Source organism: Agrobacterium sp. NPDC058088 (assembly GCF_042885035.1).
Classification (GTDB): domain Bacteria; phylum Pseudomonadota; class Alphaproteobacteria; order Rhizobiales; family Rhizobiaceae; genus Agrobacterium.
Map to the genome: position 1 here is coordinate 87,184 of NZ_JBHVSU010000006.1, position 25,287 is coordinate 112,470.

Consider the following 25,287-nt stretch of genomic DNA (forward strand, 5'->3'; position numbering starts at 1 on the left):
TAGGTTCAGGCGGCAGAAGCGAGGTTCTTGTTGGCAAGCGCTTGGGCGTCATAACCCCGGCCCTCAAGGACACTGATGATATGGGTGGCACTCTGTACGGCCATGTTGCGGAGGGCCGAGCGACTTGCGCCGCCGACATGCGGCGTGGCGATCAGATTGGGGAGCGTCCAAAGCGGGCTGTCGGCCGGCGGCGGCTCCTCCTCAAAACTGTCCAGTGCGGCCCCAGCAATCGAGTTGGACTGCAACGCTGTGACAAGTGCTGCCTGATCCACCACAGCGCCACGGGCCGTATTGATCAGAAAGGCGTCCTGCTTCATCAGTGACAGACGCTCGGTATTAATAAGGTGATGAGTTTGGGGCATCAGCGGGCAATGCAGGCTGACGACATCCGCGACCCTCAGTATCTCGCCGAGATCACGACTGACCGTCACCTCAGACGTGTCAGCCGCGAAGGGATCATAGGCGATAACCTTCATACCGAGGCCACGAGCAAGGGCAGCTGCGCGCTGACCAATCTCTCCGAAACCAACAACGCCGAATATGGCGCCAGAAAGGTCGCGTCCCACATACTTGGTTTTGGGCCAACCGCCGGCCTTGACCTGAGTGTCGAGCGGGAGAACATCCTTCATCAAGCTGACGGTAAGGCTGATTGCGAGTTCCGCGACCGACTGGGCATTGGCTGCTAGCGCCCTGAGAACCGGGACACCCACTTCGGTTGCCGCCACAAGGTCGATATTGTCGACGCCACTACCGTGTTTGGCGATCACCTTCAGCCTCGGCGATGCTACGATAACCGAGCGATTAATCGATCCTTGCCGCACCAGTATTGCGTCGACCTGACTGTCACGCGCAATGGCGGCAAGTTCTTCGGGTGTGGAATAGGCTGGAGCAAAAATCGGCTCAAGCCGATGGTCTGCCAGGAGCTGCATGGCTTCGGAAACCAGCTGGGCCCCCGTGACCATGACCCGGCCCTTTAAGTGCTTATCCGTCATTTCAGTCGCAGTCATTTGTGCGCCTCGTCTCTAAAAATTTGTGGTGTTTTTGGAACATGCACCCGGCCTTCTCTCAGGCTCAGTGCCATAGCGATCTCCTTGAGACCGGCAGCCGTCACCAATCCATTCCCGCGCCGGCTAGGCTTTGCGTTGCCGTCAGCCGTTCTGGGTGCCCCATTTACGGACGGTCAAAAGCTCAATGGTTCGGAAGACAAGCCCTTCGACCACGAGGCCAATGACGATGACGGTCAGCAGGCCGGCAAACACGCCGGAGGTCTCGAGCGCGTTACGGGCCTCGAAAATGTACCAGCCGAGGCCGGCAGCATTTCCTGAAACACCAAAGACCAGTTCGGCGGCTATGAGGGTGCGCCAAGCGAAAGCCCAACCAATCTTCAAACCGGACAGGATCGATGGGAAGGCTGCGGGAATGAGGATGAAAAACACCATGCGCAAGCCGCCGAGACCGTAGTTCCGGCCCGCCATCTTCTGAGTTTGACTGACGGAAAGAAAACCCGTGAACGTGTTGAGCGATACCGCCCAAAGAACGGAATGGACAATGACAAAGACAATGCTGCTTGTGCCGAGGCCAAACCACAGGAGTGCGAGGGGCAGGACGGCGATGGCTGGCAGCGGATTGAACATAGCTGTCAGCGTGGCCAAAAGATCAGTCCCAAAACGCGTCGAGATCGCGAGCGTTGTCATGACCGCGGCAAGAGCAATTGCGGTCGCATAACCGGTCACGAGAACCTGCAGAGAGGTTATTGCCGCTGACGGCAGCCGGCCGGAAAGGATGTCGGCCCAGAGTGTGGTGACGGTATCGCTGAAAGACGGAAACATCAGCGGATTGCCGAGAAAGCGGGCATAAACCTCCCAGATAATGCACAGGCCGATCAGGACCAGCGCACGGCGAAATCCGGTTATGTTGAAGAGGCCTTCCAGAAAGCCGACATCCTGCTTGATGCTGCCGATCTGTGCTATGTCGAGGGTCTTGTATTCCAGATCCGGTCTGGCCGGCAGGGTCGCCGGCACCGTTAGAACCTTAGTCATGAGCAACCTCCTGATCGCCGAAGAGCATCTGGTTGATCTTTCGATTGAAGGCCATGAAGTCTGCATCGCCCTGATGCTGATGCCCATAGGCCGTCGCATCGAGTTCGGCGCGAACCTGGCCGGGATGTGGAGAGAGGACAAGAATGCGCGAGCCGACGATAATCGCCTCTTCGATGGAGTGGGTCACGAACAGAAGCGTGAAACGCACGTCGTCCCAAAGTTCCAGGAGCTCCTCCTGCATGCGTCGGCGCGTCAGTGCGTCGAGCGCGGCGAAGGGCTCGTCCATCAAAAGCATCGCCGGCTCCATAGCGAGGGCGCGTGCAATTGCCACGCGTTGCTTCATGCCGCCCGACAGCATGTGGGGATAGGAATTTTCGAACTTCGACAGCCCCACCTTGGTGATCACGCGCCGTGCCCGATCGCGTATTTCGGCTTTCGGGAAGCGTCCCGAACGGCGCATCGGGAACATCACGTTGTCGATCACCGTCATCCACGGCATCAGCTGGTCGAATTCCTGAAACACCATCATGCGATCGGGGCCTGGTCCTCGAACCGGCTTGCCCGCGAGCTTGATGTCGCCTTCGACCGGCGCAAGAAAGCCGGCAACACTTTTCAGAAGCGTCGATTTTCCGCAGCCCGACGGGCCAAGCAAAATGAAACGGTCATCCTTTTGGACGTTGAAGCTGACTTTGTAGGTTGCTGTGAGAATGGCTGCGCCAGTCCTGTACTGGAGCGTAACGCCATTGACCGAGAGCAAGGGGTTGGACGTATCCATGCCCGGTGTGCCTTTTGCAAACTGGTTGTTCATATCCATCAGCTGCCGTTCCCTTTGCTTATGGGCTCAAAGAACATGTCTCGCCAGCTCGCGGGCGCCTGCTTGATAGCGCCGGTCCCGGCCAGAAAATTCGCAAAGCTTTGCATTCCGCGAGGCTCGATGGTGAAGACCTGACCACGGATCGCCTCTTCGACCTGAACAGGGGACAGGTTCGTTTTCTCCGCCGCTAAGTAGATTTCGGCAGCTTTCCCCGGATCGCCCTGAATGAGATCCATCGCTTCCTTCAGCGCGCCCACGAATGCTGCCAACACTTTTGGATTTGCGTCAGCGAACTTCTGGGTCGAAGCATAGAGAGCGCCGGAGTAAGGCCCACCGATAATCTCTTCACCACCGACGACTTTGAAGCATTTCTTAGAGGCCTCAAGCGTGCTGATGAAAGGCGGTGCGGCGAAATAGAGGGTAACTCCGTTTCCAGAGATCAATGCAGTCGTTGCGTCGGGGTGCGGCAACTGGACCATCTGCTTGTCGAAGCGTTTAGCTTCGCCTTTACCAAATTCCTTCTCGGCTGCCATCTGCAGCATAATGGCCTGAGGCGACGTCGTACCGGTCACGGCGATACGGTCGGTCGGCTTGATGTCCCTGATCGACTTGATCGACGGATCGTTCGTGTAAAGCGTCAAGACCGCTTCGTTGCACGCCGCGATCCCCTTAAGGTCGTAAGAACCTTTGGTCTTGGCCCAAGCCGCGATCAGCGCAGTGGATCCATAGGCGCCGATATCAAGGCTACCACTGAAAATACCGTCGTTGATCACCGTTGAGCCACTGACACGCTGAATCTGAAATTCGGTTCCAGCGATCCCGTTACTCTCTGCATGCTTGTGGAAGAGCGAGAGCTTTTCCGCGACGGTCGTCGCAAGGTGGCTCGTACCGTACTGTGTGGCGACCTTTATGGTTTTCTTCTCTTGCGACCGCGCAATCAAAGGCGCCCCGGACGCCGCGAACAGGCCAATTCCGGCAAAGGCCAGAGATTGGCGTCTTGTCAGGTTGATCATGAACTCCTCCACGAGTTTCGCCATCTGCGACAGGCTCTCGGAGGGTTCACGACAATTATGAGCGCGTACCCATCCTCCCGATGAGCAGCCACTTGTTAGCATTTCGAAACGGCGTTGCAAATAAAAAATGCAACGCCGTTTCAATTTTTATTGTTCACCTCCGAGCGACTTCGTCAGCCCGTTCGCGAGACTGAGCAATTGCTGAGCGACTTGTGCCGACTTTTCAGCGGTAAGCCGCGAAGAGGGACCGGTGATGGCGAGCGCTCCCAGCAGACGTTGGCCGGCTCCGAACACCGGCGCGGCCATCGAGGCAACGTGCGGGTCCGTGACGCCGTTGGAATACACAGGCAGAGCAATGTCTTCGACGCTGGCTGACTGGCCCGCTTCGAATGCGCGCAGAACCTGCGCAATCGATGATTCATCCATCGGCCTGAGATCTCCAGGCCTTACATGCATGCGCAACGGTGAGGGCGAATCGTGGCGGAACAGGCAGAGACGTTGATCGCCGCGGCGGATATAGAACGAGGCGGTCTCACCCGATATCGCAACAAGCCGCTCGAGGACGGGCATAACCTCTGATTCAAGCGCGTAGGATTGCAGGTAAACCGAGCCCAGTCTGGCAATCTCGGTCCCAAGCCGATAGCGGCCGTCGCGCATCCGCTCAATGAAACCGAAACTTTGAAGCGAGACGCACAAGCGCATGATCGTGCTTTTGACCAGTCCTGTCCGCTCGGCAAGCTCCGTCAGCTCCAGCGCATCGTCGCCTCGACGATATGCCGATAGGACGGTGAGAAGCCGATCGGCAGAGGCCACGCCTTTCACCCGAGGCAACTGTTGCTCATATTCGTCGTCCATGTGCACCATCTTCCTTATGAACCCTTCAGTCCATCGTTAGCCTACCCTCGGGCCATGTACAATTCCGCACCCTGAACCGGTAGCTCTGCCCTCAAGATACTGCCTGTCTGGGATTCCGTAATATAGACGACGTGACGGTTCTTGGGGTCGAATGCCAGGTTGGTGGTCGAAATGCCGGCGCAGGACTGAATTCGATGCAACGGTTCTGCCAAGCCGGACACATGCCAAATCGAGCCAAATCCAGTGTGGGCAACGAAAAGTTCACCGTCCTCCGACAGCGCGAGGCCATCCGGTCCGCCCATGCCGCCATGCAACTGCAGAAAAACGCCCACTTTCGTTGCGATACCCTCATGTAGAGGCGCACGCCAGATCTGCTGTGCACGCGTGACTGCAACGAGGAGATAACTCATGTCTTTGGCGATGACGATCCCGTTTGGACTGGGTATGCCTGACAGGACGCAGTCCAGCTTCCCGGCCGAAGACCAGCGGAAAACCCGGCCGGTTGGGGAATGAAGGCCGCTCTGCCCCTGATCGGTGAAATAGAGATCCCCATTGGCGGCAAAGACCAGATCGTTGACACCCTTGAACCCTTCCGAAAAATACTCTTCGATGACGGGCGATACCCCACCTGTCGCGACGTCGAGCTGAAGAATTCCACGCTTGTAATCAGTGATGTAGATTTTGTTTTCGCTGTGAAACTTCATGCCATTCGGCCAGCCATCATATTCGCTGACCAGATCCCACTCTCCTTCGGGCGAAACGCGGAATATCCGCCCAAACGGAATGTCGGTGACGAAGAGATTACCCTGGCCGTCGAAACAGGGCCCTTCGAGGAACGAGTCTATCGCCGCGCCGGAACGGTTGACGTCAGCCCAGCGCGTCTTGCGCGGTTGCCGGAAGCGATCCGGCATGCGAGAGAAGATTTCCGTCCTAATGGTTGGAGGGGGTGCAAAGAACATCAGAATTCTCCTTCGGGTTCGATGGCAAGATCGTAAACCCGCGCAGCCGTCGAAAAGAAAAGATCCTGCTTTTCGGACGCACTAAAATCTTGGGACAAACGCTTGAAGGCGTTCCACAGCGAGCGGTAGGAAACCATGCCCTTGTCTACCGGGAAATTGCTTTCGAACATGCAGCGTTTTGTGCCGAAGCGTTCGATAACAAAGGAGATATACGGGTCCCAGGCCGCTACGAGCAGCTCGGAGGACGGCGGTTGATTGGAAAGATGGAAGTCAAATCCGCCCGCTCCCATCGCCAAGCCGCCCAGCTTGACGCAGACGTTCGGCAGATCGGCGATCCTCTCCATGGAAGCGCGCCATTCGGCCAGCACTTCGGCGCGCTGTCCTTTGTAGGGTCCTGCACCGAGCGGCCCGCCAAGGTGGTCGAGGACAATCGTTGTATCCGGGCAGGAGCGCGCCAGATTCTCGAATTCTGAGAGCTGGGTATGATAGGCCCAGACGTCCAATGTCAGACCGCGCGCGCCAAGACGTCGAGCGCCGTCGCGAAAAGCCGGTTCCAAAAGAATGCCTTTTACCGGCGGAACAGGATTAGTCGCAATCGCCGGATCTCCATGCCAGGCTGTCTGATTGCGGATGCCCCGAAAACGCTCTCCAGCAACAGCCATCATACGATCCAGAACCGCTTCGATCCGGTCACCAGCCATAAGATCGCAAGACCCGACGATCCCCACGCAAGCCCTGAATGATCCATAGAGACCCGAAGCGGACCGCGCGGCCACCCCGTTCGCGAACTCAATTTCGCCAATGGGTTTCAGCAGATCATCCTGCTGGTCGATGTTGTACATCGACCTGCTTTGAACAAAGACGGTTGCCTGAATGTGATGGCCCTGCCGGGCGTCGGCCAGTAGTTCCTCGAACAGGTATCGCTGGCCGGGCCTGTCCCAAAGGTGATGATGCGGATCAATGATCGGCATCTCCGGGAAAAGAACCTCCTCCTGTTCCAACGCAAGCCACTCCTCACGCACGGCGATGTGGGGTGAATTTCCAGCCATCGATCCTCCTCGAATTCAATATTGGCCGCTGCAATCGTCAGTGATTTGAAAAAGCGGTTGACAGCGTAGCCGAGATGACCTCATTATTTTTGCAACGCCGTTTCAAAAAGCACTTCGGGAGGAAGTATGCAACAGAAACTTCACCGGCGAGCAGCTCTCGCTGCCATCGCCGCTTTATCGATTTTCACTGTTTCGCCCAAGGTTTCGAGTGCCGCGCAAGAAAAGCCGATCTCGATTGCGATCCAGTATGGCTATGCCTATTTGCCCGTTGTCGTCGCAGATCAAAAGGGGTTCTTCTCGAAGCAGTTGGCTGCCAAAGGCATCGACACGAGTGTCGAAATCAAAAAAATCAGCGGCGCGCCGGCGATCAATGACGCGCTGATCAGCGGCACTATCGACATCGGCGCCTACGGTCTGCCCGGTATGCTGATCGCTGCGGAAAAGACCAAATCATCAATCAAGATTCGCGGACTTGCAGCTCTTGTCGCAGGTGACAACGGTTTTTACACCAACAAGTCGGAAATCAAGGACCTGAAGGATCTCGGGGCCAATGATCGGATCGCCGTCACATCGACGACCGGCCAGCAGGGCCTGCTGGTGCGAATGGCAGCGAAAAAGGCCTTCGGGGATGCAAAGCATTTCGATACGATGATGGTACAGTTGCCACATCCGGACGCCACCAGTGGCCTTCTCGCCGGTGGAACCATTAGCGCCTATGTTGCTCCACATCCCTACAGCGATGTGCTTGAAGCCAACGCCAAGATCCACAAGCTTTTCAATTTCTCGGACTATCTCGGGCAGCAGGTCACAAGCGGATTGCTCGCAACGACCGGCAAATTCATCGACGAGCGCAAGGACGCGTCGCTCGCCATCGTCGCAGCGATCGAGGAGGCCGACAACTTCATCCGTGACAACCCGAAGGAAGCAGCCGACATATTTCTCGGTTCGGAAAAATCGTCTCTGAATGCCGAGCAGATCCAAAAAATGCTGGAGTCGGTAAAGGACGAGTGGGGTGTCCACCCTAAAGGTGTGATGATTTTCGCAGACTTCATGACTGAAACGGGCCTGTTGAAGTCGAAACTGGCCCAGTGGCAAGACGTGTTCTTCGATCCTGTCGCAACCGGCCAGGGAACGTGAGATTGGACTAGCGACAACGCTCAAAGCCAGATCACAGCGCCTAGCTTCGGCGGATCGGCACAACGTCTGAGAAACTTCCAAAAATATCGGCGCTGATTGTCCGTGCTCACGCGCGTGACGCCCGTTCCTTTGTTCAACCATTACCAAAGCAGCTCTTGACCGGTCGCCAAGCGCCCGCAGGCGAAACACGCCTTCGCACCAATTGGTGGCCACTATCCGAAGGAGGATTGGATATGAAACGAAACCTGTTCGCTCTCTCGCTCGCCGTTGCGGCGCTTAGCGCCTCGGTCCAACTTGCCCACGCCGAATGGCCCAAGGATCGCCCGATCCAGATGATCGTGGCCTTTGCACCAGGCGGCAGCACCGATGTCATGGCGCGCGCGATGCAGCCGTTCCTCGAAAAGGAACTTGGCGCCGATATTGTCATTGAAAACCGCCCGGGCGCATCGGGCGAAATCGCCTATACGGCGCTCGCCAAGGCCAAGCCTGACGGATACACCTTCTCCTACATCAATACGCCCGGCTTCCTCTCGATGCAGGTGCAGCGAAAGCTTGGCTACGATCCAAAGACGATAAAGCCTGTTGCGCGCATCGTTGACGACCCGGCTGCGATCGTGGTTCCGGCAACATCTGAAATCAAGACACTTGCGGATTTCGTGGCTGCCGCCAAGGCGAAGCCTGGCGCCGTCTCTTACGGCTCCTCCGGCATCGGGACTGACGACCATTTGGCGATCATCATTCTTGGCGCCGAATCCGGCACGACGATCACGCATATTCCGTTCAACGGCGCAGGCGAAACGCGGACGGCAATCCTCGGATCCCAGGTCACCGGCGGCGGCCTGAACGTCAGCGAATTTGCGGGCAACGACACCTCCGGCCTGCGCATGATCAATACTTTCGGCAAAGAACGTTCGCCACAGCTTCCTGACGTGCCGACAGCCATCGAATCCGGCCTCAACGTCGAGATGACGTCCGAACGCGGCATTGCTGCACCCCGCGAGGTTCCGGCCGAGATCGCCGACCGCTTTGCTGCGGCGGTCAAGGCAACTCTCGACAATCCGGAGTTCCAGAAGCAGGCCAAGCAGATGGCACTGCCGTTGGCTTATCTCAGCGGCCCAGAGTGGGAAAAGGAAATGCCAAACCGCCTCGCCCGCTTCCAGGAGATCTGGGACAAGACCCCATGGGTGCAGCAATGAGCATGAAGCCTACAGCCAATAGCCGGGACTTTCCCGATATTCTTGCTGGTTGTCTGATGATGTTTCTGGGAGCGCTTGGCCTTTGGGCCGGGCGTGACCTGTCATACGGCACACCGGCGATGATGGGACCGGGCTTCCTGCCAAGGTCGCTCTGCGTCATAATCGCCCTGATCGGGGCGATTGTTCTCATCAAGGCTTTAACGAAGCCCCACGAAGCACTCGATGCCGTCAATCCCAAACCACTCATCATTCTGGTCGTGGGCATAGCGGGATTTGCGTTCGCTGCCGAAGGGCTTGGCTTCGTGGTCGCCACCGTCTGGCTTCTTGTCGTCGGAAGTCTTGCCGACCCTGAATCAAGATGGCGGGAAATCTTTATCTCGACCGCGATCCTGACCACGCTCGGCGCGCTTCTCTTCATCTACGGACTTGGCGTCCAGATGCCTATCTGGCCTCTGTGATCGCCGCCCTGTTCTGATCGGATTAATTCGATGGCCTTTCTCGACGTCTTGATGCTCGGCTTTTCCGAAGCACTGACACCCACCAATTTGATGTTTTGCTTCATCGGGGCGCTTCTTGGCACCCTGATCGGGGTGTTGCCTGGTATAGGCCCGACGGCAACCGTCGCAATTCTCCTGCCCGTCACATTCTTCCTGCCGCCACTGGGCGCGCTGATCATGCTGGCCGGCATCTTTTATGGCGCGCAATACGGTGGTTCGACGACAGCGATCCTCGTCAACCTTCCCGGCGAAGCATCGGCCGTTGTCACTGCGATCGATGGATACCAGATGGCCCGAAAAGGCAGGGCTGGTGCGGCGCTGGCGATTGCGGCGTTGGGTTCGTTCTTCGCGGGAACTGTCTCGACGATTGCGCTGGCCGTTGCCGGGCCTACGCTTTCATCCTTCGCACTGTCCTTCGGGCCTGCGGAATACGTCGCGCTGTGTATTTTCGGCCTGCTTGCGGCAACAATTCTCGCGCATGGCTCGGTCGTCAAGGCGATCGGCATGGTTTGCCTTGGCCTTGTGCTCGGTATGGTCGGTATAGACGTCAATAGTGGCTCGCCACGGATGACGTTCGGATCGACCGATCTTTACGACGGTATAGAATTCGTCGTTATCGCAGTCGGTCTCTTCGGTATTGCGGAGATTGCGACCAATCTGGAATCGAAAGAAGTTCGGGGCGTTCTCCAAAGCAAGATCGGTCGCCTTTGGCCAACACGTGAAGAATTCAAAGAAAGCTGGGGGGCGGTGCTTCGTGGTACGGGCGTCGGCACTATTCTGGGCGTCTTGCCAGGCGGTGGCGCAACGCTGAGTGCGTTCAGTGCCTATTCGGTTGAAAAGCGCATGTCAAAGACCCCGGAGAAGTTCGGTCACGGCGCCATAGCCGGCGTTGCCGGCCCGGAAGCAGCGAACAACGCCGGTGCGCAATCTTCCTTCATTCCACTCCTCACACTGGGCATTCCTTCCAACTCCATCATGGCAATGATGCTTGGCGCGATGACCATTCACGGCATTACGCCCGGCCCATCCGTCATCCAGAACCAGCCCGGCCTGTTCTGGGGTCTGGTTGCCTCGATGTGGATCGGCAATGCGATGCTTCTCGTCATCAACCTTCCGTTGATCGGGCTGTGGGTGAAGTTGCTGCAAATCCCATACCGCATCATGTACCCGGCCATCCTGCTATTCTGCTGTGTGGGTGTCTACAGCGTCAGCAATCGTGGCTTCGATGTCGCATTGGTCATCCTGTTTGGCATCTTGGGATACGTTTTGCGCAAGGCGAAATGCGAACCGGGTCCGCTTCTACTGGGCTTTGTCCTCGGCCCCCTGCTTGAAACGAACCTGCGCCGCGCCATGCTGCTTTCGCAAGGCGACTGGCTCGTGTTCTTCGAGCGACCGATAAGCGCCGTACTTCTGGCCGTGACGGCCCTCATGTTGCTGACCTTGGTTCTGCCAACGATCCGCAAAAACAGAAAAGCCGCTTTCGAGGCAAGTGAAGACTGACGCAGGGGCGCCGAAGGGCGCCCTGATCCTTTCGGAAAAGTCCCGGGGCTTCCTGCTCCTTTAAGCCTGAGACCTAGCAGATGACAGTTCCCATCTTCGCGACAAGATCAGTTCGACGCTTGAACAGCGTCCTTTCGCTTGACGATTTTGAAGCTCTGGCGAAGCGCCACCTTCCCAAGCCCTTGTTCGGCTATATCGCGGGCGGAAGCGAAACGAATGCCTCGCGTCGAATGAATGAGGAGGCATACAAAAGTATATGCTTTCAGCCACGTGTTCTCAGAAACGTTTCGGGCCGCACGACCGCAACCGTACTGCTTGGAGAAGAGTGGGAAGCACCATTCGGTATCGCGCCAATGGGCATCAGCGCCCTGATGGCCTATAGAGGTGACCTGGTGCTTGCAAAGGCAGCGCAGGCCTCGGGCATTCCGATGATCATGAGCGGGTCTTCACTGATCCGGCTCGAGGAGATCGCAGCTGCAGCGCCCCGTTCCTGGTTTCAAGCCTATTTGCCGGGAGAGCCTGAAAAAATCGATGCTCTTATCGATCGTGTTGCCACGGCGGGCTTCAAGACATTGGTGCTCACCGTCGATACGGCAGTCTTGGCAAACCGCGAAAACAACGTCCGAGCAGGCTTTTCGACGCCATTGCGCCCCAGCGTACAACTTGCATGGCAGGGGCTTAGCCATCCCACATGGACGATCGGAACATTTCTGCGGACGATCGTAAATTACGGCATTCCACATTTCGAAAATTCCTTGGCCACACGCGGCGCTCCGATAATTGCATCCAACGTCATGCGGGATTTTGGAAAAAAGGATCACCTCAACTGGAGTCACGTCAACAGGATACGTGACCGCTGGAGCGGAAATCTGGTGATCAAAGGCATTCTGCATCCGGATGATGCCAAGCTGGCTGTCGAGCGAGGCGCAGACGGGATCATCGTATCAAATCACGGAGGACGTCAACTCGACGGCGCGATAGCACCGATCGTCGCTTTGCCTGATATCGTCAATGCGGTTGGCGATGCCCTTCCTGTTATGCTGGATGGTGGGATTCGGCGAGGCACGGATATCGTCAAGGCGCTAGCGCTCGGAGCGAAGTTCGTTTTTGTCGGACGACCGTTCCTCTATGCCGCCGTGGTCAGTGGCGACGCTGGCGTAACCAAAGCTGCCGCAATTTTGCATGACGAACTCCAGCGTGACATGGGATTGTTGGGGGTATCGTCAATCAACGAGATGGTCGATGAACAGCCCATAAAGCGTCTATTTCAGTGGTTGGGGAACCGCCACGTCTGATCGTCTAGCACTTCAGTAGAAAAGCAACTCGACGATCGGAGACTGCATGAGATCAACGGATTTCATAAGCTCGATTCCGACGTTACACTGTTTTTCAAAAACAGTATAACGCTCGAGGGATAGGTCGAAATAAGAAGCGCGATTTTACGCTCTTGATGGGAGCGGAACCCCGATAGTCCTATTAGATTGCAATTGACGCTGCCAGCTCAATTCAAACGAGTTTTGGAGCCGCCCGACCTTGAGAACCATTTCCCGCGATCCGACCCCGCCATGGGCGAAACGACGCCCTGATGTCTTCGGCTAGCAGTTTTGGCTGCTCAAGAGCAGCAAAATGTCCGCCGCGAGGCAACTCTGTCCAGCGCTCGACCCTGAGTCCCCGCTCAATCCAGGAGCGCGGAGGGATGGGCAGTTCCTTTGGAAAATGCGCGATCGAAAAGGGGACGTCACAAGGCAACAGGCTGTCCAGCACAAGAGGGTTGAGCCGATTTTCCTTGTAAAGACGCAGGGATGCATCGATGCTGTTGCCGAACCAGTAGATACAAATGTTCGTCAGCAGCGTATCGAGTGGTACGACGGCTTCGAGGTCGCCATCGTGATCGACCCAGCTTTGAAACTTTTCAGATATCCAGGCGGCGAGACCGAGCGGGCTATCGGATAGCGCGAAAGCCAAGGTCTGTGGCTTCGTCGCGTGAAGCAGGGCGTAGGCCCCCTCTTTCGCTGAAAATTGCGCAACACGCTGGAAAAACGCCGCTTCTTCCTCGGTTTGGGGCGGCAGGCCAGGCCCAAGCGGCGGGCGAAACCCTGCCGACATATAGTTTAGATGCACGCCCAGGACATTGTGGGGATAGAGAGCGCCGAGCCACGTAGAAACGCCGGCGCCGATATCCCCGCCCTGCGCGAAGTACTCGCGATATCCGAGCTCCTGCATTAGCGTGTGCCACAGCTCGGCAATGCGACGGCTGCTGGTGCCAGCAGCGTCTGGAGCGGAGGAAAAGCCGAAGCCCGGCAATGAGGGTACAATCACATCGAAAGCATCCTCCGGGTCGCCGCCGTGGCGGGCGGGGTCGGCCAAGCAATCGGAAATAGTTTCAAACTCGACAAAGGATCCCGGCCAGCCATGTGTGAGAATTATAGGAGCGGGCGACGGGCCGACGCCGCGCTTGATGATGTAATGAACCCGGAAGCCCCCTACATCCGCAATGAACTGCGGCAGCGCGTTGAGACGCTTCTCTTGCGCACGCCAGTCGAATTGGTCGCGCCAATAGTCCAAAAGTCTTTGCATGAACGACAAGTCGACACCGTCGTCCGAGCCAGGCTGGAAAATAGTATCGGGCAGGCGCGTGGCGACCAGCCGACGAGCAAGATCATCAACCTTGTCTTGCGAGACATCGATTTTGAAGTGCTTCATGGCCGGCCTCTTGCACCAGCAAGGAACTTTGACAACGTTTCTCGTCTCTCTGGACCGTGGCCCATGTCGTTTGGCCAGAGCCGGCCTTTCACTTCATTTGCGTGCCACCAGCGCCTACGAAACATCCAATTCGTAACTTTATCAACCAAGCCAGATCGTGCGCAAGAGGCCTAAGATTATTACACCGAAAGCAAACGCTCCACTCGACGACTGAAATAATGTGGCCTACAAGGCAGCCACAACATCAGCCCGCTGCCTCAAATTCAACAATCGCGTGTAGGTATGCCGGGCGCGCTGCCGCGTTTCTCGCGCTCGACTCACGTCTTCGAAGATGAAGATCGGCGCTATCTCTTCGCCAAGATCAGATGCTTTTATCGGGTGACATCCGCAATTGGGGCCACTTTTCTGTGAAAGTCGCAAGCGGTGCCGCTTCGCCTTCAAGCGCAAGGCAGGCCCGGCGCCATGCGCTACCGTCGACGCCAAGCGCCGTCTGAAGCCAGGCGAGCGTGAGACGTCGTGTCGCTTCCAGGACGTCTGGCGCTTCGGTTTCCGTCTCTTTCGCGTCCAGCGCGGCAATCCCACCAAGACCGTGTCCGACGCCGTGCATCGTCAATAGAGCCTCTGCGCCGCGCGCGTCATGGAACGCATCCGCATGCCATTCGGGGCCGCGGGTTGTGAACCGCGGGTTGTCCATATCACCGCAAACGATCAGGCTACGCGTCGTCAATGTCGAGAAATCAACATCAAAGAACGGAAATCGGGCAGCGTTCTCATCGGTCATGTCCTTGCCGCCACGTCCAGGCGTTGTCAGGAGAGCGCCTGCAGAAACGCGAGGGTCTGAGAAATCCTCGCCGTCCAGCTGTGCGCCCAGCAGCAGCCCGACGGTATGACCGCCAAGGGAGTGACCGACTGCGCCGATGCGTGAATGATCCATCCGGCCCGCGACGGCTGGCGCCTGCCGGTCGATCTCGGTCAAATGGTCAATGATCGACTTCATCTCCACTACGCGCTCGCGCCAGAAGAACGGCGCGCCGACTGCATCCAAAGGCAGGCCACCGACCCGCGAACTGGCGTGCGTCGGCTGGATTACGACGAACCCTCTCTCTGCCCAGAACTGAACGAGTGGAGCGTAACCGTCCTTTGAGGGGATATAGTTGGATGGGCCGAACCCATGCGAAAGCAACAAGATGGGCAGGTTATTGCCGGTTGCCGGAGCGGTCAGACGCAATTCAAGCGGCTGGCGGCCCGGCATCGAAAGACGGATTGGCGTGTAGGCCACGGTTAGAGCTGCCTCGGGTGTCGGGATATGTTTTGCGAGATTGATGAGATTGTTCATGGTTCGGATTTCCGATGTTGAATTTCGTGGTTCAAACGAGCGAATAGCCCGCCTCGCGGAAGGAAGTTTGCGCGTCGGCTCCGGCCGGGATCTTCATCGGCGCATCGATCTCTGTCACAGCCCACCAGACGGCCTCTGCGACCTCATCCGCCGTCGTAACTTCAGTCCTGGAGCGCAATTTCGTCAGGTAGTCGTGGACGAAGGCGGCATATGGCTCTGGGATTTCCATCCCCATGCGGGCGACGGCATTCTTGCCGAACCCAGTCGTGGGCGCCGAACCGGGCAGGACAAGTCTGGCACGGACGCCGAAACGAGCCGCCTCGATAGCCAAGCTCTCGGTGAAGGCATTCAGCGCTGCCTTGCTCGCGCTATAGACCGAGAGCGCGGGCAGCGGCTTCACCGTGACAGTGGAGCTGACGTTGACAACGACACCTGAGCGACGGACCCGCATCTGCGGAAGGACAGCTTTCGTCATCGCCATCGCACCGAAGACATTCGTCTCGAACAGTTCACGGATGTTCGGCATCTCCGTGCCTTCGAGCACATTGAGCATGCCGACGCCAGCATTGTTCACCAGAGCATCGATCGTGCCGGCGGCTTCGATCGCCGTCGCCACGCTGTCCGCGCTCGTGACATCCAGTGGCAGAATTTGAAGTCTGTCTATCGATGGAAGAAGGTCGTAGCGCGGCACGCGCATGGTGGCGACCACCTCCCACCCTGCGTTCATGAATCTCTGCGCGATGGCGAGGCCGAAACCGGACGAGCAACCCGTAATGAGGATCTTTGGCATGTTGTGTCTCCTGACGATTAGCTCGCCTGAAGATGGACTTACTAACTCGGACTTACTATATCAGGATGTCCAGGAGTTTTTAGCGGAAGTCCGAATTTATGACCGATCCAGTCGCGGAAGTCGTTTCCCTGCTGAAACCAAGCCCGTCGATCTCAAAGATGGTCACCGGCGGAGGGCAGTGGCTGGTTGAGCGAACGGAGCTTGGAAGTCCTTTCTATTGCGCCGTGGTCGAAGGCCGCTGCCTGATGACGATTGCCGGTCGTGAGCCGATTGTACTGACCGCGGGCGACTTCGTGCTTGTCCCGAAGATCTTCTCGTTCACGATGAGCAGCATGGAGGCTCCGCCCCGCAGCGCAGTTGCCCAGCGCCTCGAAACCAGCCCCGGGGTCTTCCTCCTGGGCGACCCGCAAGCGCCGGCGGAAATAAGGGCACTGGTCGGACATTGTGCGTTCGGCTCAGATGACAAGACGCTTCTCGTGTCCCTGCTGCCGGAAGTCATCCATGTTCACGGTGAAGAGCGGCTGATGGCTTTGGTTCGGATGATAAACGAGGAGACGAGAGCTGACCGTGTCGCTCGTGAGATGGTTCTCCACCGGCTGCTAGAAGTCCTGTTCATCGACGCATTACGATCGGCTGCAAGTGCCAAGGCGCCGCCCGGTCTCCTGCGTGGGATGGCCGATCCAATGCTGGCACCCACCTTGCGTCGCATTCACGCAGATCCGGGTCGGAGCATGACGGTGGAGACGCTTGCTCGCGAAGCCGCCATGTCTCGTTCAACCTTCTTCGATCGTTTCCGCAAAGAAGTTGGCGTGGCGCCGATGGAGTATGCAACGGGCTGGCGCATGGCACTGGCGAAAGAGTTGATCCGCGAGGATGTCGCAATGGCGGAAATTGCCCAGCGGGTTGGTTATGGGTCGACAAGTGCCTTCAGCGTTGCATTCAATCGGCACGTGGGAATGCCGCCAGGTGCCTTTTCGCGGGCAATGGCCGCCACAAGAGGTATCGCGGTCGCGTGACCTCAGCGACGGTCGCCCCGGAGATGGCTCGGCCGCCATTGTTTCTGGCATATCTCAAGTTTCGATCCGGAGTATGGCATTTGGGATGATCAGCTGGCCTTCGATCGTTTGGCAAGAAGCGTGGATGTGACAGATATCCGGTCCGCTTCCTCCTTTGCGAGGCGCGCTTCGCGCAGCCTGGCGGTCTTGGCATCGCGCGCCTGAGCCACGGATTCAAGCTCTTCCGCTGCATTGTTCTTGGCGAAGAACGCTGCCTGAAGACTGCCGAAGGCTGCCTCGGCCTGCTGGCGAGATTTACTATATGTGTTTGTCATTAAATTTCCTCGACGTTTGCTGTGAGGCGAAACGAAAAAGGCCAGGCGAACTGCCTGGCCTCAAACTGATAATTGCTCCCGGCAGTGCCAGTACATCCGTGGTCAAGGGGAAGCAGATATCGATTAAGCGGCCTGCAGATTGCAGGCCGACATCTTGCCCGATTTCATGTCGCGCTCGAGTTCGAAGCCAATCTTCTGGCCTTCGACGAGTTCGCGCATACCGGCGCGCTCGACGGCAGAAATATGAACGAAGGCGTCAGCGCCGCCATTGTCAGGCTGAATGAAGCCGAAGCCCTTGGTGGAATTGAACCATTTTACTGTGCCAGTGGTCATGATGAACCCTTTCAAAGCATAGATTGAGGAACCGCGAAGCGGGTGCCACGCAGATGAAAAACCGACTATTTTTGAAAGAGAAGTTCGCTTAAAACGCGGTGCCAATCACGCGGTAGACAAAGCTCGGCAAGCAAAAGATCGATGATTGATATATAGCGGACCGCGCCCGAGACGTCAACCTATAATTTTCCATAAAACGCTTTCGCGCCTTTTGGTTGCAGCTGAATGTGAAGTTGTGGTTTGCCGATGGCATTTCCACGTCCATCAAGACCGTTTATTTAGAGTGAACCGCACCGGGTTTGCCGGAGGCTCCAACCTCTTAGAAAATGGACCCGACAAGAGCAAGACAACGAACAAGTTTTTACTCGAAGTCAGCGCACATGCCCATCGGCGCGGTGCTGGATCACGAGGCAGAACACCGGTCGCGATGGCCTTCCAGTTCCTCTATATCGGCCCAGATCGGCTGCTCGGCAGCTACATTGCACGAATGGGTGAAGAAGAATGAGGTCGACAGCGGCAAACGAGCAGACCTGACAAGTGATGCGGCCGAGAAGATGAAGGCTCTTGAGCGAGAGAACCGTGAGCTTCGCCGGGCCTCAGCCGATACCACCAATGCAGATATATTTGAGTTCTGTGTATTCCTCGATGCCGTGGCGTGCCCCTTCGCGGCCCAGACCTGACATTTTTACACCACCGAAAGGTGCCTCAGCGGTCGAAATTGCACCTGTGTTGACCCCGACCATGCCGTATTCAAGCGCCTCTGCAACCCTGAACACACGGGACAAATCACGTGCATAAAAATAGGAGGCAAGGCCGAAATCCGTATTGTTGGCCTGCGCGATCACATCCTTTTCGTCTTCAAAACGGAAAAGTGGTGCGAGCGGCCCGAACGTCTCCTCGCGGGCGACCTGCATGTCAGCGGTCACATTGCACAGGATCGTCGGCTCAAAAAAATTGCCCCCGATTGCGTGCCTGTTCCCGCCCACTCCAATTTTTGCACCTTTCGAGAGCGCATCGGCGATGTGCGCTTCCACCTTGGCAACGGCGTTACCATCGATGAGCGGGCCTAGATTGCTTGCCTTTTCCAGCCCGTTACCAACCTTCAGCTTTGATACCGCCTGCGCAAATTTTGCAGCGAAAGCGTCGTAAACACCGCTTTGCACATAAAGCCGGTTGGCGCAGACGCAGGTCTGGCCGTTGTTGCGAAACTTGGCAATCAGCGCTCCGTCCACGGCTGCATCGAGATCGGCGTCATCAAACACGATGAAGGGCGCATTGCCCCCAAGTTCCAGGCCCAGTTTCTTGATCGTCGGCGCGCATTGCCGATAAAGGTATTCTCCCGTGCGTGTCGAGCCGGTGAAGGTCAAAAGACGGATGTCCGGGCTTGCGGTCAGCACGCCCCCGATTTCTGCGGCAGGTCCCGTCACGATGCTGAAAAGTTCAAGTGGCAGGCCCGCGCGCTCGGCCAGGATGGCCAGAGCGATAGCTGAAAAAGGCGTCTGTGGCGCCGGCTTCAAGACCACCGCGCAGCCGGCAGCCAGCGCCGGTCCGACTTTACGGGTAATCATGGCATTTGGAAAATTCCACGGGGTGATCGCCGCTACCACGCCGACCGGCTGGCGCAGAACGAGAATGCGCTTGTCCGGCTGATGACCGGGCACCGTCTCGCCATTGATGCGGCGTGCCTCTTCCGCGAACCATTCGATGAAGCTTGCACCATAGACGATCTCACCCTTGGCCTCAGTGAGCGGTTTCCCCTGCTCCAGCGTCAGGATCATGCCGAGATCGTCACGGTTTTCCATGACGAGCCGAAACCATTCCTTCAGGATATTCGCACGCTCTCCTGCGGTGCGGCGCGCCCATGCCTTCTGGGCAGTCAAGGCGGCAGCGATAGCTTCCTGTGTTTCCGCTGCGCCGAGTTCGGGAACCTTTCCAACAATCGCCCCGGTTGCTGGGTTGCGGATCGTCGCCGTTTCGCGACTTTCGCAGCTGATCCATCGGCCTGCAACGGGCACTTTTTCACCCAGGAGCGTGGGATCATTCAAATGCATGGGTCGATCCTTCAACAGAAAACCTGAGCCGATGCCGGATCGAAGGCAAGATGTACGAGATCGCCTCGGCTGAGACCGGGAATCGCTTCGTGGCCGAAGGGCAGACGGACCGCGAGTGGCTCACCTGAACCGGTATGGGCCACCACGTGGACGTTGTTGCCAAGGAAAGTTATGTCGCTGACCGTTGCCTGAAATCCGGCGGAAAAACCCGGACGGTTACGGCTGAGCTGTAGGCGCTCGGGTCGCAGCATCAGCGCTGCTTTCTTCCCCGGCGCGGCCTCGCCATGCATCGGAACTTGATCGAAGACGACATCCTGCCCTAGTGAAACGGTCGCTTTGCCACCCGATGCGGCCAGAAGATCGCACGCAATGAAATCGCTGTCGCCGATGAATTCGGCCACGAAACGGGTAGTGGGATGGGCATAAAGCTCCGGCCCGGTGCCAATCTGGTCGATCACGCCTTTCGAAAACACGGCGATACGGTCGGAAAGGCGCAGGGCTTCTTCCTGATCGTGGGTGACGTAAAGGATCGTCACTTCCGTCTGCTGGTGGATACGGCGAATTTCGAACTGGATTTCTTCGCGCAGCTTCTTGTCGAGCGCCGACAGCGGCTCATCCATCAGAAGTACCGGCGGATCATAGGCAAGTGCGCGCGCCAACGCCACGCGCTGCTGCTGACCACCAGACATCTGCGCGGGCTTCCTGTCCTCGTAACCTTCGAGGCGCACAAGCCGCAGCATCTCCTTCACCTTGGCATCTATTTCTGCCTTGCCCTTGCGGCGAACCTTCAGCGGAAAGGCGATGTTCTCCCCGACCGACAGATGGGGAAACAGGGTGTAGCGCTGGAAAACCATGCCGATATTGCGCTTGTGCGACGGCGTCTCCAGGAGGCTCTCGCCGTTCAGCAGGATGTCGCCAGCCGTCGGCTGCTCAAAGCCGGCCAGAATATAAAGCGTCGTGCTCTTGCCTGAACCGGATGGACCGAGAAAGGTCATGAACTCGCCCGGTTGCACGTCGAGATTGACATCCTGAACGGCGACGACCGGTCCATATTGCTTGCGGATGCCGCGGATTTGCAGGAGCGGTTTGGTCATGTTTTCAGTCCTTTTCGCACAGCCGCGACAAGCAGCATGAGAATGATGGTCACCGCGATGAGAAGCGTGGAGGCTGCAGCGATGACAGGCGTCAGATCCTGACGCAGCGTCGCCCAGATTTTCACCGGCAAAGTCTGCAATGTCGGGCTTGCCATGAAGATCGCCAGCACCACTTCGTCCCAGGAGGTAAGGAAGGAAAAGATCGCCGCCGAGAACAGCCCGTGGCTGATGGCGGGAAGCGTGATACGGATTTTCGCCTGCAACGGGCTCGCGCCACACAGCACCGCCGCATCCTCTATCGACTTGTCGAAACCCTCAAGTGCGCCGGTCAGTGCCAGAATGGAAAAAGGCAATGCGACGACAAGATGGGCGATGACGAAACCGGTCGTCGTGCCAGCAAGGCCAAGTTTCAGGAAAAAGGCATAAAGTGCCACCGCAAGGACCACAACGGGCAGGATCATCGGTGTCATGAACAGCGCACGCAGCGTGCCGCGCCCGATGAACCGGCCACGCACCAGCCCGAAAGAAGCCACGAGACCTATCAGCACGGAGAGTACCGTCACCATCAGCGCAATGCGCAGGCTCGTCCAGGCGGCCTCCAGCCATCTGGGGTCAGCGAAGAAATCCGCATACCATTTCAGCGTCCAGCCGGGCGGCGGAAAGATCAGCCATTGTGACGAGCCAAAGGACAGAGCGGCGATGAAAACGATCGGGAGGATCAGAAATGCCGAGGTCAGCACAGTGATGAGGAGGAGCAGCCATTTCCACAGGCCGAGGCTGTTATAGTTCAACAGCATGTCAGCGCCCCCCTGCCCCGGCCGAGCCGAAGAATTTCAGCTGCACCGCATAAAGAGCGAGCGTGACCACCAGAAGGACGAAGGCGGCTGCCCCGCCCATGCCCCAGTTGACCAGCGACTGCACGAACTGGGCGATGAGTTCGGCCAGCATCATGTTCGCCGTGCCGCCAAGCAGCGCCGGTGTGACGAAGTAACCGAGCGACATGACGAAGACCATCAGGGCGCCGGCCATCATGCCGGGTGCGGCAAGAGGAATGAGAATGCGCGTGAGTGCCTGCCAGCGGGTTGCTCCGCACAGAGCCGCCGCCTGCAGGATGGCCGGATCGATCTTACGAATGACGCCATAGAGCGGAATGATGATGAAAGGCAGCATGATATAGGTCATGCCGATCGTCACGCCGGTGAGATTGTTGACGAGCGCCAGCGGCTTGTCGATGATGCCGAGCCCCATCAGCGTCTTGTTCACGACACCCGTTCGCTGCAACAGCACCATCCAGGCATAGGTACGCGCCAAAAGATTGGTCCACATCGACAGAAGCAGGATGGCAAAAACGATCGAGGCAAGCCGTGAGGGCATGATGGCAAGCGCCCAGGCGACCGGAAAGCCGATTGCCAGCGACACGACCGTCACCAGCGCCGACACCGCGAAGGTATTGAAGAAGATTTTCAGATATGTGGAACTGCCCAGGAGCTCGGCATAGTTGCCAAGGCCGAAGATGGGCTCGCTCACGCTGCGCGACAGCAGGATGAGGACAGGAACGACAAAGAACAGAATGAGAAGACCGAGCGCCGGCAGGGTGGCGGCAAAATTGCCTGCCCGGAATGTCACCTGCGGCTTTGGCCCTGTTCTGACTGTTTCATCGGTAAGCGAGACCATGTCCAAACCTCCCGGACGAGGAAAATTGCGCGGACGCCCGTGGCAGCCCGCGCCGTTATCTTATTTCGCCTGCCAGGCGTACCAGCGCTCGCCGATTTCATCGCGATGCTGCGCCCAGTAGTTCATGTCAGCATTGACCTGGCTTGCGGTCTGCTGGTCTGGGAGGGATTTGGCGACTTTCGGATCCATCAGCTTGGCGGATTCGATATTGACCGGGGCATAACCCGTCGCCGTCGCCATATCCGCCTGCGCCTGCGCGGACGTTGCCAAGGCGATGAACTTCATTGCCACATCCTTATTCTTCGTTCCTTTCGGTACGACGAGCGAATCCGCCGCGGTAATGTTCTGCTCCCAGGATGTCTCCACCTTGACGCCGCTCTGCTCGAGCGCGGTCATGCGGCCATTCCAAACGCTGCCGAAGGGCGCTTCAGCGGATGCAATCAACTGCTGCGACTGCGCGCCGCCGGACCACCAGATGATATCCGATTTGATCGTGTCGAGCTTCTTGAAAGCACGATCGAGATCAAGCGGATAAAGCTTGTCGGCCGCAACGCCGTCGGCCAGAAGTGCTGCCTCGATCACACCCGGCGCCGACCACTTGTAGAAGGTGCGCTTGCCCGGGAATTTTGCTGTATCGAAGAGATCGGCCCAGCTTTTGGGGCAGGCAGCGACGGCATCAACATTGCAGCCGATGACGAAGGAATAATAAAAGCTGCCGACGGAGTAATCCGTCACAAAGCGGGGGTCGAGTTTCGTTTTGTCGATGACGCTGAAATCCAGCTTTTCAAGCAGACCCTTGGGCCCGGCCTGCGCGGCGTAGTCGCCTTCGACATCCACCACATCCCATGTCACACCGTTTGCCTCGACCATGGCCTTCAGCTTACCATAGTCAGTCGGACCGTCCTGCAGCACATTAACGCCGGTTTCGACCATGAATTTCTCAGCCCAGGCCGCCTTCTGGGCATCCTGCGTGGTTCCTCCCCAGCTGGAAAAGACCAGATCACTCGCCTGCGCGACCGTGCCGAGGGCGAAAAGTGCTGCGCATGTCTTCAATACCAGTTTCGATCTCATGTTCCCTTACTCCGTTTTAGAGCTTGTCGTTGGCATGCACGTCGCGGCCGGTGGCTTTCACTTCAACGGTGAAAACCGTGCCGGCTTCATGATCTTGTTTTCCGCGACCTCGATGAGGTCGCGAATTTTCGGCAGGAAGGATAACCAGCGCGGATCGGCCATCAGCCGGGCGCGTCGTTCTTCGCGATCATCCAGACTGGAAAAGGCCCAGATATGGACGATCTCGTTGATAGGGCCGATTTCGGAAAAGAAGTAACCCACCAGTTCGCCAAGGTGGCTTTTCTGGATTTCGATACCCTCTTCCTCCACGACCTTGAGATAGGCCGGGATGGCGCCGTTCTTCAGCCTGTAGGTACGGATCTCGTAAAACATCGGCTCACCGCATCACGAACGGATCGGGGATCGGGTCGTCGGAGGTACGCAGCCATATGGTCTTGGTACGCGTGTAATCGAGCGCCGCAGCAAGCCCGCCTTCGCGTCCATCACCCGAGAGACCAAAGCCACCGAAAGGCGCGATCGGTGAGACCGCGCGATAGGTGTTCACCCAGACGATGCCGGCGCGGATTGCCTTCATCAGACGATGGGCACGTGTCAGGTTCTGAGTGAAAACACCGGAGGCGAGGCCGTAGACGGTATCGTTGGCGAGCGCGATGGCTTCGGCCTCCGTCTCAAAGGAAACGACCGAAAGAACGGGGCCGAAAAATTCCTTCTCCATCGAGGGGGATCGGATGCCGTCGCAATCAAGAATGGTCGGCCGGTAGAAATAGCCTTCACCCGCCACAGGCGCACCACCCGTGACGATCTTCGCGCCGGCATCTACCGAAGCGGAAACCAGTGAGACGATGTGCTTCCTCTGACGTTCCGTTGCGAGCGGCCCAACTTCCGTCGCCATATCCAGCGGCGAACCGATACTAATCGCTTCGGCCTTTGCCGCCAAAATCTGGAGGAAACGGTCCTTAACGCTTTTTTCGATGATCAGCCGCGAACCGGCAACGCAACTCTGGCCGGTGGCCGCGAAAATACCTGCCACCTGAGCGTTGGCAGCACTTTCGAGATCAGCATCGGCAAAAACGAGGATCGGCGATTTTCCGCCGAGTTCCAGAGATGTGGAAGCGAGATTTTCCGCCGAGTTGCGGACGATATGACGCGCCGTTTCCGGCCCGCCGGTAAAGGCGATATGAGCCACTTTCGGATGGGTCGTAAGCGCATTGCCGCAGGAGGTGCCAAAGCCGGTAACGACATTAACGACGCCAGCCGGAAAACCGGCCTCATGCACCAGCCGGGCAAATTCCAGCAGCGGTGCCGGCCCATCTTCCGAAGCCTTGACGACAATGGTGCAGCCGGCGGCAAGTGCCGGCCCGATCTTGACGGCGGCGAGAAACAGCTGGCTGTTCCACGGCACGATGGCCGCGACGACGCCGACCGGTTCGCGCCGCAGCCAGACGTCCATATCCGGCTTATCGATCGGCAGGTAGGCGCCCTCGATCTTGTCGGCCAGACCCGCATAATAACGATAATAGTCAGCGACATAGGCGATCTGCGCCGACGTTTCGCGGATGATCTTGCCAGTATCACGGGTTTCCAGCTCAGCGAGCGTTTTCGCATTTTCGGCAACCAGATCGGCCAGCCGGTAAAGCAGTTTGCCGCGTTGCGTCGCCGTCAGTTTCGACCAGGCCACATCCTCGTAAAGCGCCCGATGCGCAGCCTCGACCGCGCGGCCCACATCCGTCTCGCGGCTTTCCGGCATTTCCGCCCAGGGTCGGCCAGTCGCGGGATCAAGGCTGGAAAAGCGCCCCTCGCCGTCCTCGAAACGTCCATCGATATAGCACTGAAAACGGCGCATCAT

Annotated in this window: 25 protein-coding genes and 1 pseudogene; 7 read left to right on the forward strand and 19 right to left on the reverse strand. The window is 57.8% G+C overall.

All coding sequences use genetic code 11. The features are described 5' to 3' along the window. Positions 1 to 5: 5 nt before the first annotated feature. From ACFVTJ_RS17190 to ACFVTJ_RS17220, 7 genes are all read right to left on the reverse strand, one after another. A complete protein-coding gene (locus ACFVTJ_RS17190; protein ID WP_386909399.1) occupies positions 6 to 1,007 on the reverse strand; it encodes a hydroxyacid dehydrogenase in 1,002 nt (333 codons plus the stop codon). Positions 1,008 to 1,148: 141 nt separating this feature from the next. Continuing rightward, positions 1,149 to 2,039 carry an ABC transporter permease gene (locus tag ACFVTJ_RS17195; protein WP_386909401.1) on the reverse strand — a complete coding sequence of 297 codons (891 nt, stop codon included), beginning with the start codon at positions 2,037 to 2,039 and terminating at the stop codon, positions 1,149 to 1,151. Further along, the gene (locus ACFVTJ_RS17200; RefSeq protein WP_386909403.1) at positions 2,032 to 2,853 is read right to left on the reverse strand and encodes an ABC transporter ATP-binding protein; all 822 of its coding nucleotides are present in this window, start codon (positions 2,851 to 2,853) and stop codon (positions 2,032 to 2,034) included. The genes ACFVTJ_RS17195 and ACFVTJ_RS17200 overlap by 8 nt, the downstream gene beginning before the upstream one ends. Continuing rightward, a complete protein-coding gene (locus ACFVTJ_RS17205) occupies positions 2,853 to 3,866 on the reverse strand; it encodes an ABC transporter substrate-binding protein (RefSeq protein WP_386909405.1) in 1,014 nt (337 codons plus the stop codon). The genes ACFVTJ_RS17200 and ACFVTJ_RS17205 overlap by 1 nt, the downstream gene beginning before the upstream one ends. Before the next feature lie 147 nt (positions 3,867 to 4,013). Beyond that, positions 4,014 to 4,721, reverse strand: coding sequence for an IclR family transcriptional regulator (locus ACFVTJ_RS17210; RefSeq protein WP_210259560.1), 708 nt, complete (start codon positions 4,719 to 4,721; stop codon positions 4,014 to 4,016). A 41-nt stretch (positions 4,722 to 4,762) separates the two neighbouring features. Continuing rightward, on the reverse strand, positions 4,763 to 5,683 hold the full coding sequence (locus ACFVTJ_RS17215; RefSeq protein WP_386909661.1) for an SMP-30/gluconolactonase/LRE family protein: 921 nt from the start codon (positions 5,681 to 5,683) through the stop codon (positions 4,763 to 4,765). Continuing rightward, on the reverse strand, positions 5,680 to 6,729 hold the full coding sequence (locus ACFVTJ_RS17220; protein ID WP_386909407.1) for an amidohydrolase family protein: 1,050 nt from the start codon (positions 6,727 to 6,729) through the stop codon (positions 5,680 to 5,682). Before ACFVTJ_RS17220 ends, ACFVTJ_RS17215 begins: the two co-directional genes overlap by 4 nt. Before the next feature lie 126 nt (positions 6,730 to 6,855). On the opposite strand from ACFVTJ_RS17220, the gene ACFVTJ_RS17225 reads away from it, so the two are divergent. The 5 genes from ACFVTJ_RS17225 to ACFVTJ_RS17245 all read left to right on the forward strand — a co-directional run bounded on the left by ACFVTJ_RS17225 (position 6,856) and on the right by ACFVTJ_RS17245 (position 12,354). Next, positions 6,856 to 7,866: an ABC transporter substrate-binding protein gene (locus ACFVTJ_RS17225; protein ID WP_386909409.1), complete on the forward strand. Its 1,011-nt coding sequence runs from the start codon at positions 6,856 to 6,858 to the stop codon at positions 7,864 to 7,866. 233 nt (positions 7,867 to 8,099) lie between these two features. Beyond that, positions 8,100 to 9,062, forward strand: coding sequence for a Bug family tripartite tricarboxylate transporter substrate binding protein (locus tag ACFVTJ_RS17230; RefSeq protein ID WP_386909411.1), 963 nt, complete (start codon positions 8,100 to 8,102; stop codon positions 9,060 to 9,062). Further along, the gene (locus ACFVTJ_RS17235; RefSeq protein WP_386909413.1) at positions 9,059 to 9,520 is read left to right on the forward strand and encodes a tripartite tricarboxylate transporter TctB family protein; all 462 of its coding nucleotides are present in this window, start codon (positions 9,059 to 9,061) and stop codon (positions 9,518 to 9,520) included. Before ACFVTJ_RS17230 ends, ACFVTJ_RS17235 begins: the two co-directional genes overlap by 4 nt. A gap of 30 nt (positions 9,521 to 9,550) precedes the next feature. Continuing rightward, positions 9,551 to 11,059 (forward strand): tripartite tricarboxylate transporter permease, encoded by a 1,509-nt coding sequence (locus ACFVTJ_RS17240; RefSeq protein ID WP_386909414.1) that lies wholly within the window; start codon positions 9,551 to 9,553, stop codon positions 11,057 to 11,059. An 80-nt stretch (positions 11,060 to 11,139) separates the two neighbouring features. After that, a complete protein-coding gene (locus tag ACFVTJ_RS17245; protein WP_386909415.1) occupies positions 11,140 to 12,354 on the forward strand; it encodes an alpha-hydroxy-acid oxidizing protein in 1,215 nt (404 codons plus the stop codon). Positions 12,355 to 12,565: 211 nt separating this feature from the next. Here ACFVTJ_RS17245 and ACFVTJ_RS17250 read toward each other — a convergent pair whose 3' ends face one another. From ACFVTJ_RS17250 to ACFVTJ_RS17260, 3 genes are all read right to left on the reverse strand, one after another. After that, positions 12,566 to 13,762: an epoxide hydrolase family protein gene (locus tag ACFVTJ_RS17250; protein WP_386909417.1), complete on the reverse strand. Its 1,197-nt coding sequence runs from the start codon at positions 13,760 to 13,762 to the stop codon at positions 12,566 to 12,568. 361 nt (positions 13,763 to 14,123) lie between these two features. After that, positions 14,124 to 15,098, reverse strand: a complete 975-nt coding sequence (locus tag ACFVTJ_RS17255; protein WP_386909419.1) for an alpha/beta hydrolase family protein — start codon at positions 15,096 to 15,098, stop codon at positions 14,124 to 14,126. 31 nt (positions 15,099 to 15,129) lie between these two features. After that, positions 15,130 to 15,888: an SDR family NAD(P)-dependent oxidoreductase gene (locus ACFVTJ_RS17260; RefSeq protein ID WP_386909421.1), complete on the reverse strand. Its 759-nt coding sequence runs from the start codon at positions 15,886 to 15,888 to the stop codon at positions 15,130 to 15,132. 98 nt (positions 15,889 to 15,986) lie between these two features. Between ACFVTJ_RS17260 and ACFVTJ_RS17265 the strand changes: the two genes are divergently transcribed. Beyond that, positions 15,987 to 16,904, forward strand: a complete 918-nt coding sequence (locus ACFVTJ_RS17265; protein WP_386909423.1) for a cupin domain-containing protein — start codon at positions 15,987 to 15,989, stop codon at positions 16,902 to 16,904. Between the two features lie 89 nt (positions 16,905 to 16,993). Here the strand turns inward: ACFVTJ_RS17265 and ACFVTJ_RS17270 are convergent, their stop codons facing one another. Next, positions 16,994 to 17,218 (reverse strand): hypothetical protein, encoded by a 225-nt coding sequence (locus tag ACFVTJ_RS17270; protein ID WP_386909424.1) that lies wholly within the window; start codon positions 17,216 to 17,218, stop codon positions 16,994 to 16,996. A gap of 123 nt (positions 17,219 to 17,341) precedes the next feature. Continuing rightward, a complete protein-coding gene (locus tag ACFVTJ_RS17275; protein ID WP_386909426.1) occupies positions 17,342 to 17,551 on the reverse strand; it encodes a cold-shock protein in 210 nt (69 codons plus the stop codon). Between the two features lie 283 nt (positions 17,552 to 17,834). Between ACFVTJ_RS17275 and ACFVTJ_RS17280 the strand changes: the two are divergent. Then, a pseudogene (locus ACFVTJ_RS17280) lies at positions 17,835 to 18,186 on the forward strand (transposase); the annotation flags it as partial. Here the strand turns inward: ACFVTJ_RS17280 and ACFVTJ_RS17285 are convergent. From ACFVTJ_RS17285 to ACFVTJ_RS17315, 7 genes are all read right to left on the reverse strand, one after another. Further along, the gene (locus ACFVTJ_RS17285; RefSeq protein ID WP_386909428.1) at positions 18,148 to 19,602 is read right to left on the reverse strand and encodes an NAD-dependent succinate-semialdehyde dehydrogenase; all 1,455 of its coding nucleotides are present in this window, start codon (positions 19,600 to 19,602) and stop codon (positions 18,148 to 18,150) included. The pseudogene ACFVTJ_RS17280 and the gene ACFVTJ_RS17285 overlap by 39 nt on opposite strands. A gap of 11 nt (positions 19,603 to 19,613) precedes the next feature. Further along, positions 19,614 to 20,696, reverse strand: coding sequence for an ABC transporter ATP-binding protein (locus ACFVTJ_RS17290; protein ID WP_386909429.1), 1,083 nt, complete (start codon positions 20,694 to 20,696; stop codon positions 19,614 to 19,616). Next, positions 20,693 to 21,493, reverse strand: coding sequence for an ABC transporter permease (locus tag ACFVTJ_RS17295; RefSeq protein WP_173989717.1), 801 nt, complete (start codon positions 21,491 to 21,493; stop codon positions 20,693 to 20,695). Before ACFVTJ_RS17295 ends, ACFVTJ_RS17290 begins: the two co-directional genes overlap by 4 nt. 1 nt (position 21,494) lies before the next feature. Next, the gene (locus ACFVTJ_RS17300; protein ID WP_386909663.1) at positions 21,495 to 22,322 is read right to left on the reverse strand and encodes an ABC transporter permease; all 828 of its coding nucleotides are present in this window, start codon (positions 22,320 to 22,322) and stop codon (positions 21,495 to 21,497) included. 108 nt (positions 22,323 to 22,430) lie between these two features. After that, positions 22,431 to 23,441 carry an ABC transporter substrate-binding protein gene (locus tag ACFVTJ_RS17305; RefSeq protein WP_386909431.1) on the reverse strand — a complete coding sequence of 337 codons (1,011 nt, stop codon included), beginning with the start codon at positions 23,439 to 23,441 and terminating at the stop codon, positions 22,431 to 22,433. A gap of 57 nt (positions 23,442 to 23,498) precedes the next feature. Further along, a complete protein-coding gene (locus ACFVTJ_RS17310; protein WP_386909433.1) occupies positions 23,499 to 23,813 on the reverse strand; it encodes an NIPSNAP family protein in 315 nt (104 codons plus the stop codon). Between the two features lie 4 nt (positions 23,814 to 23,817). After that, the gene (locus ACFVTJ_RS17315) at positions 23,818 to 25,284 is read right to left on the reverse strand and encodes an aldehyde dehydrogenase (RefSeq protein WP_386909435.1); all 1,467 of its coding nucleotides are present in this window, start codon (positions 25,282 to 25,284) and stop codon (positions 23,818 to 23,820) included. Positions 25,285 to 25,287 lie beyond the last annotated feature (3 nt).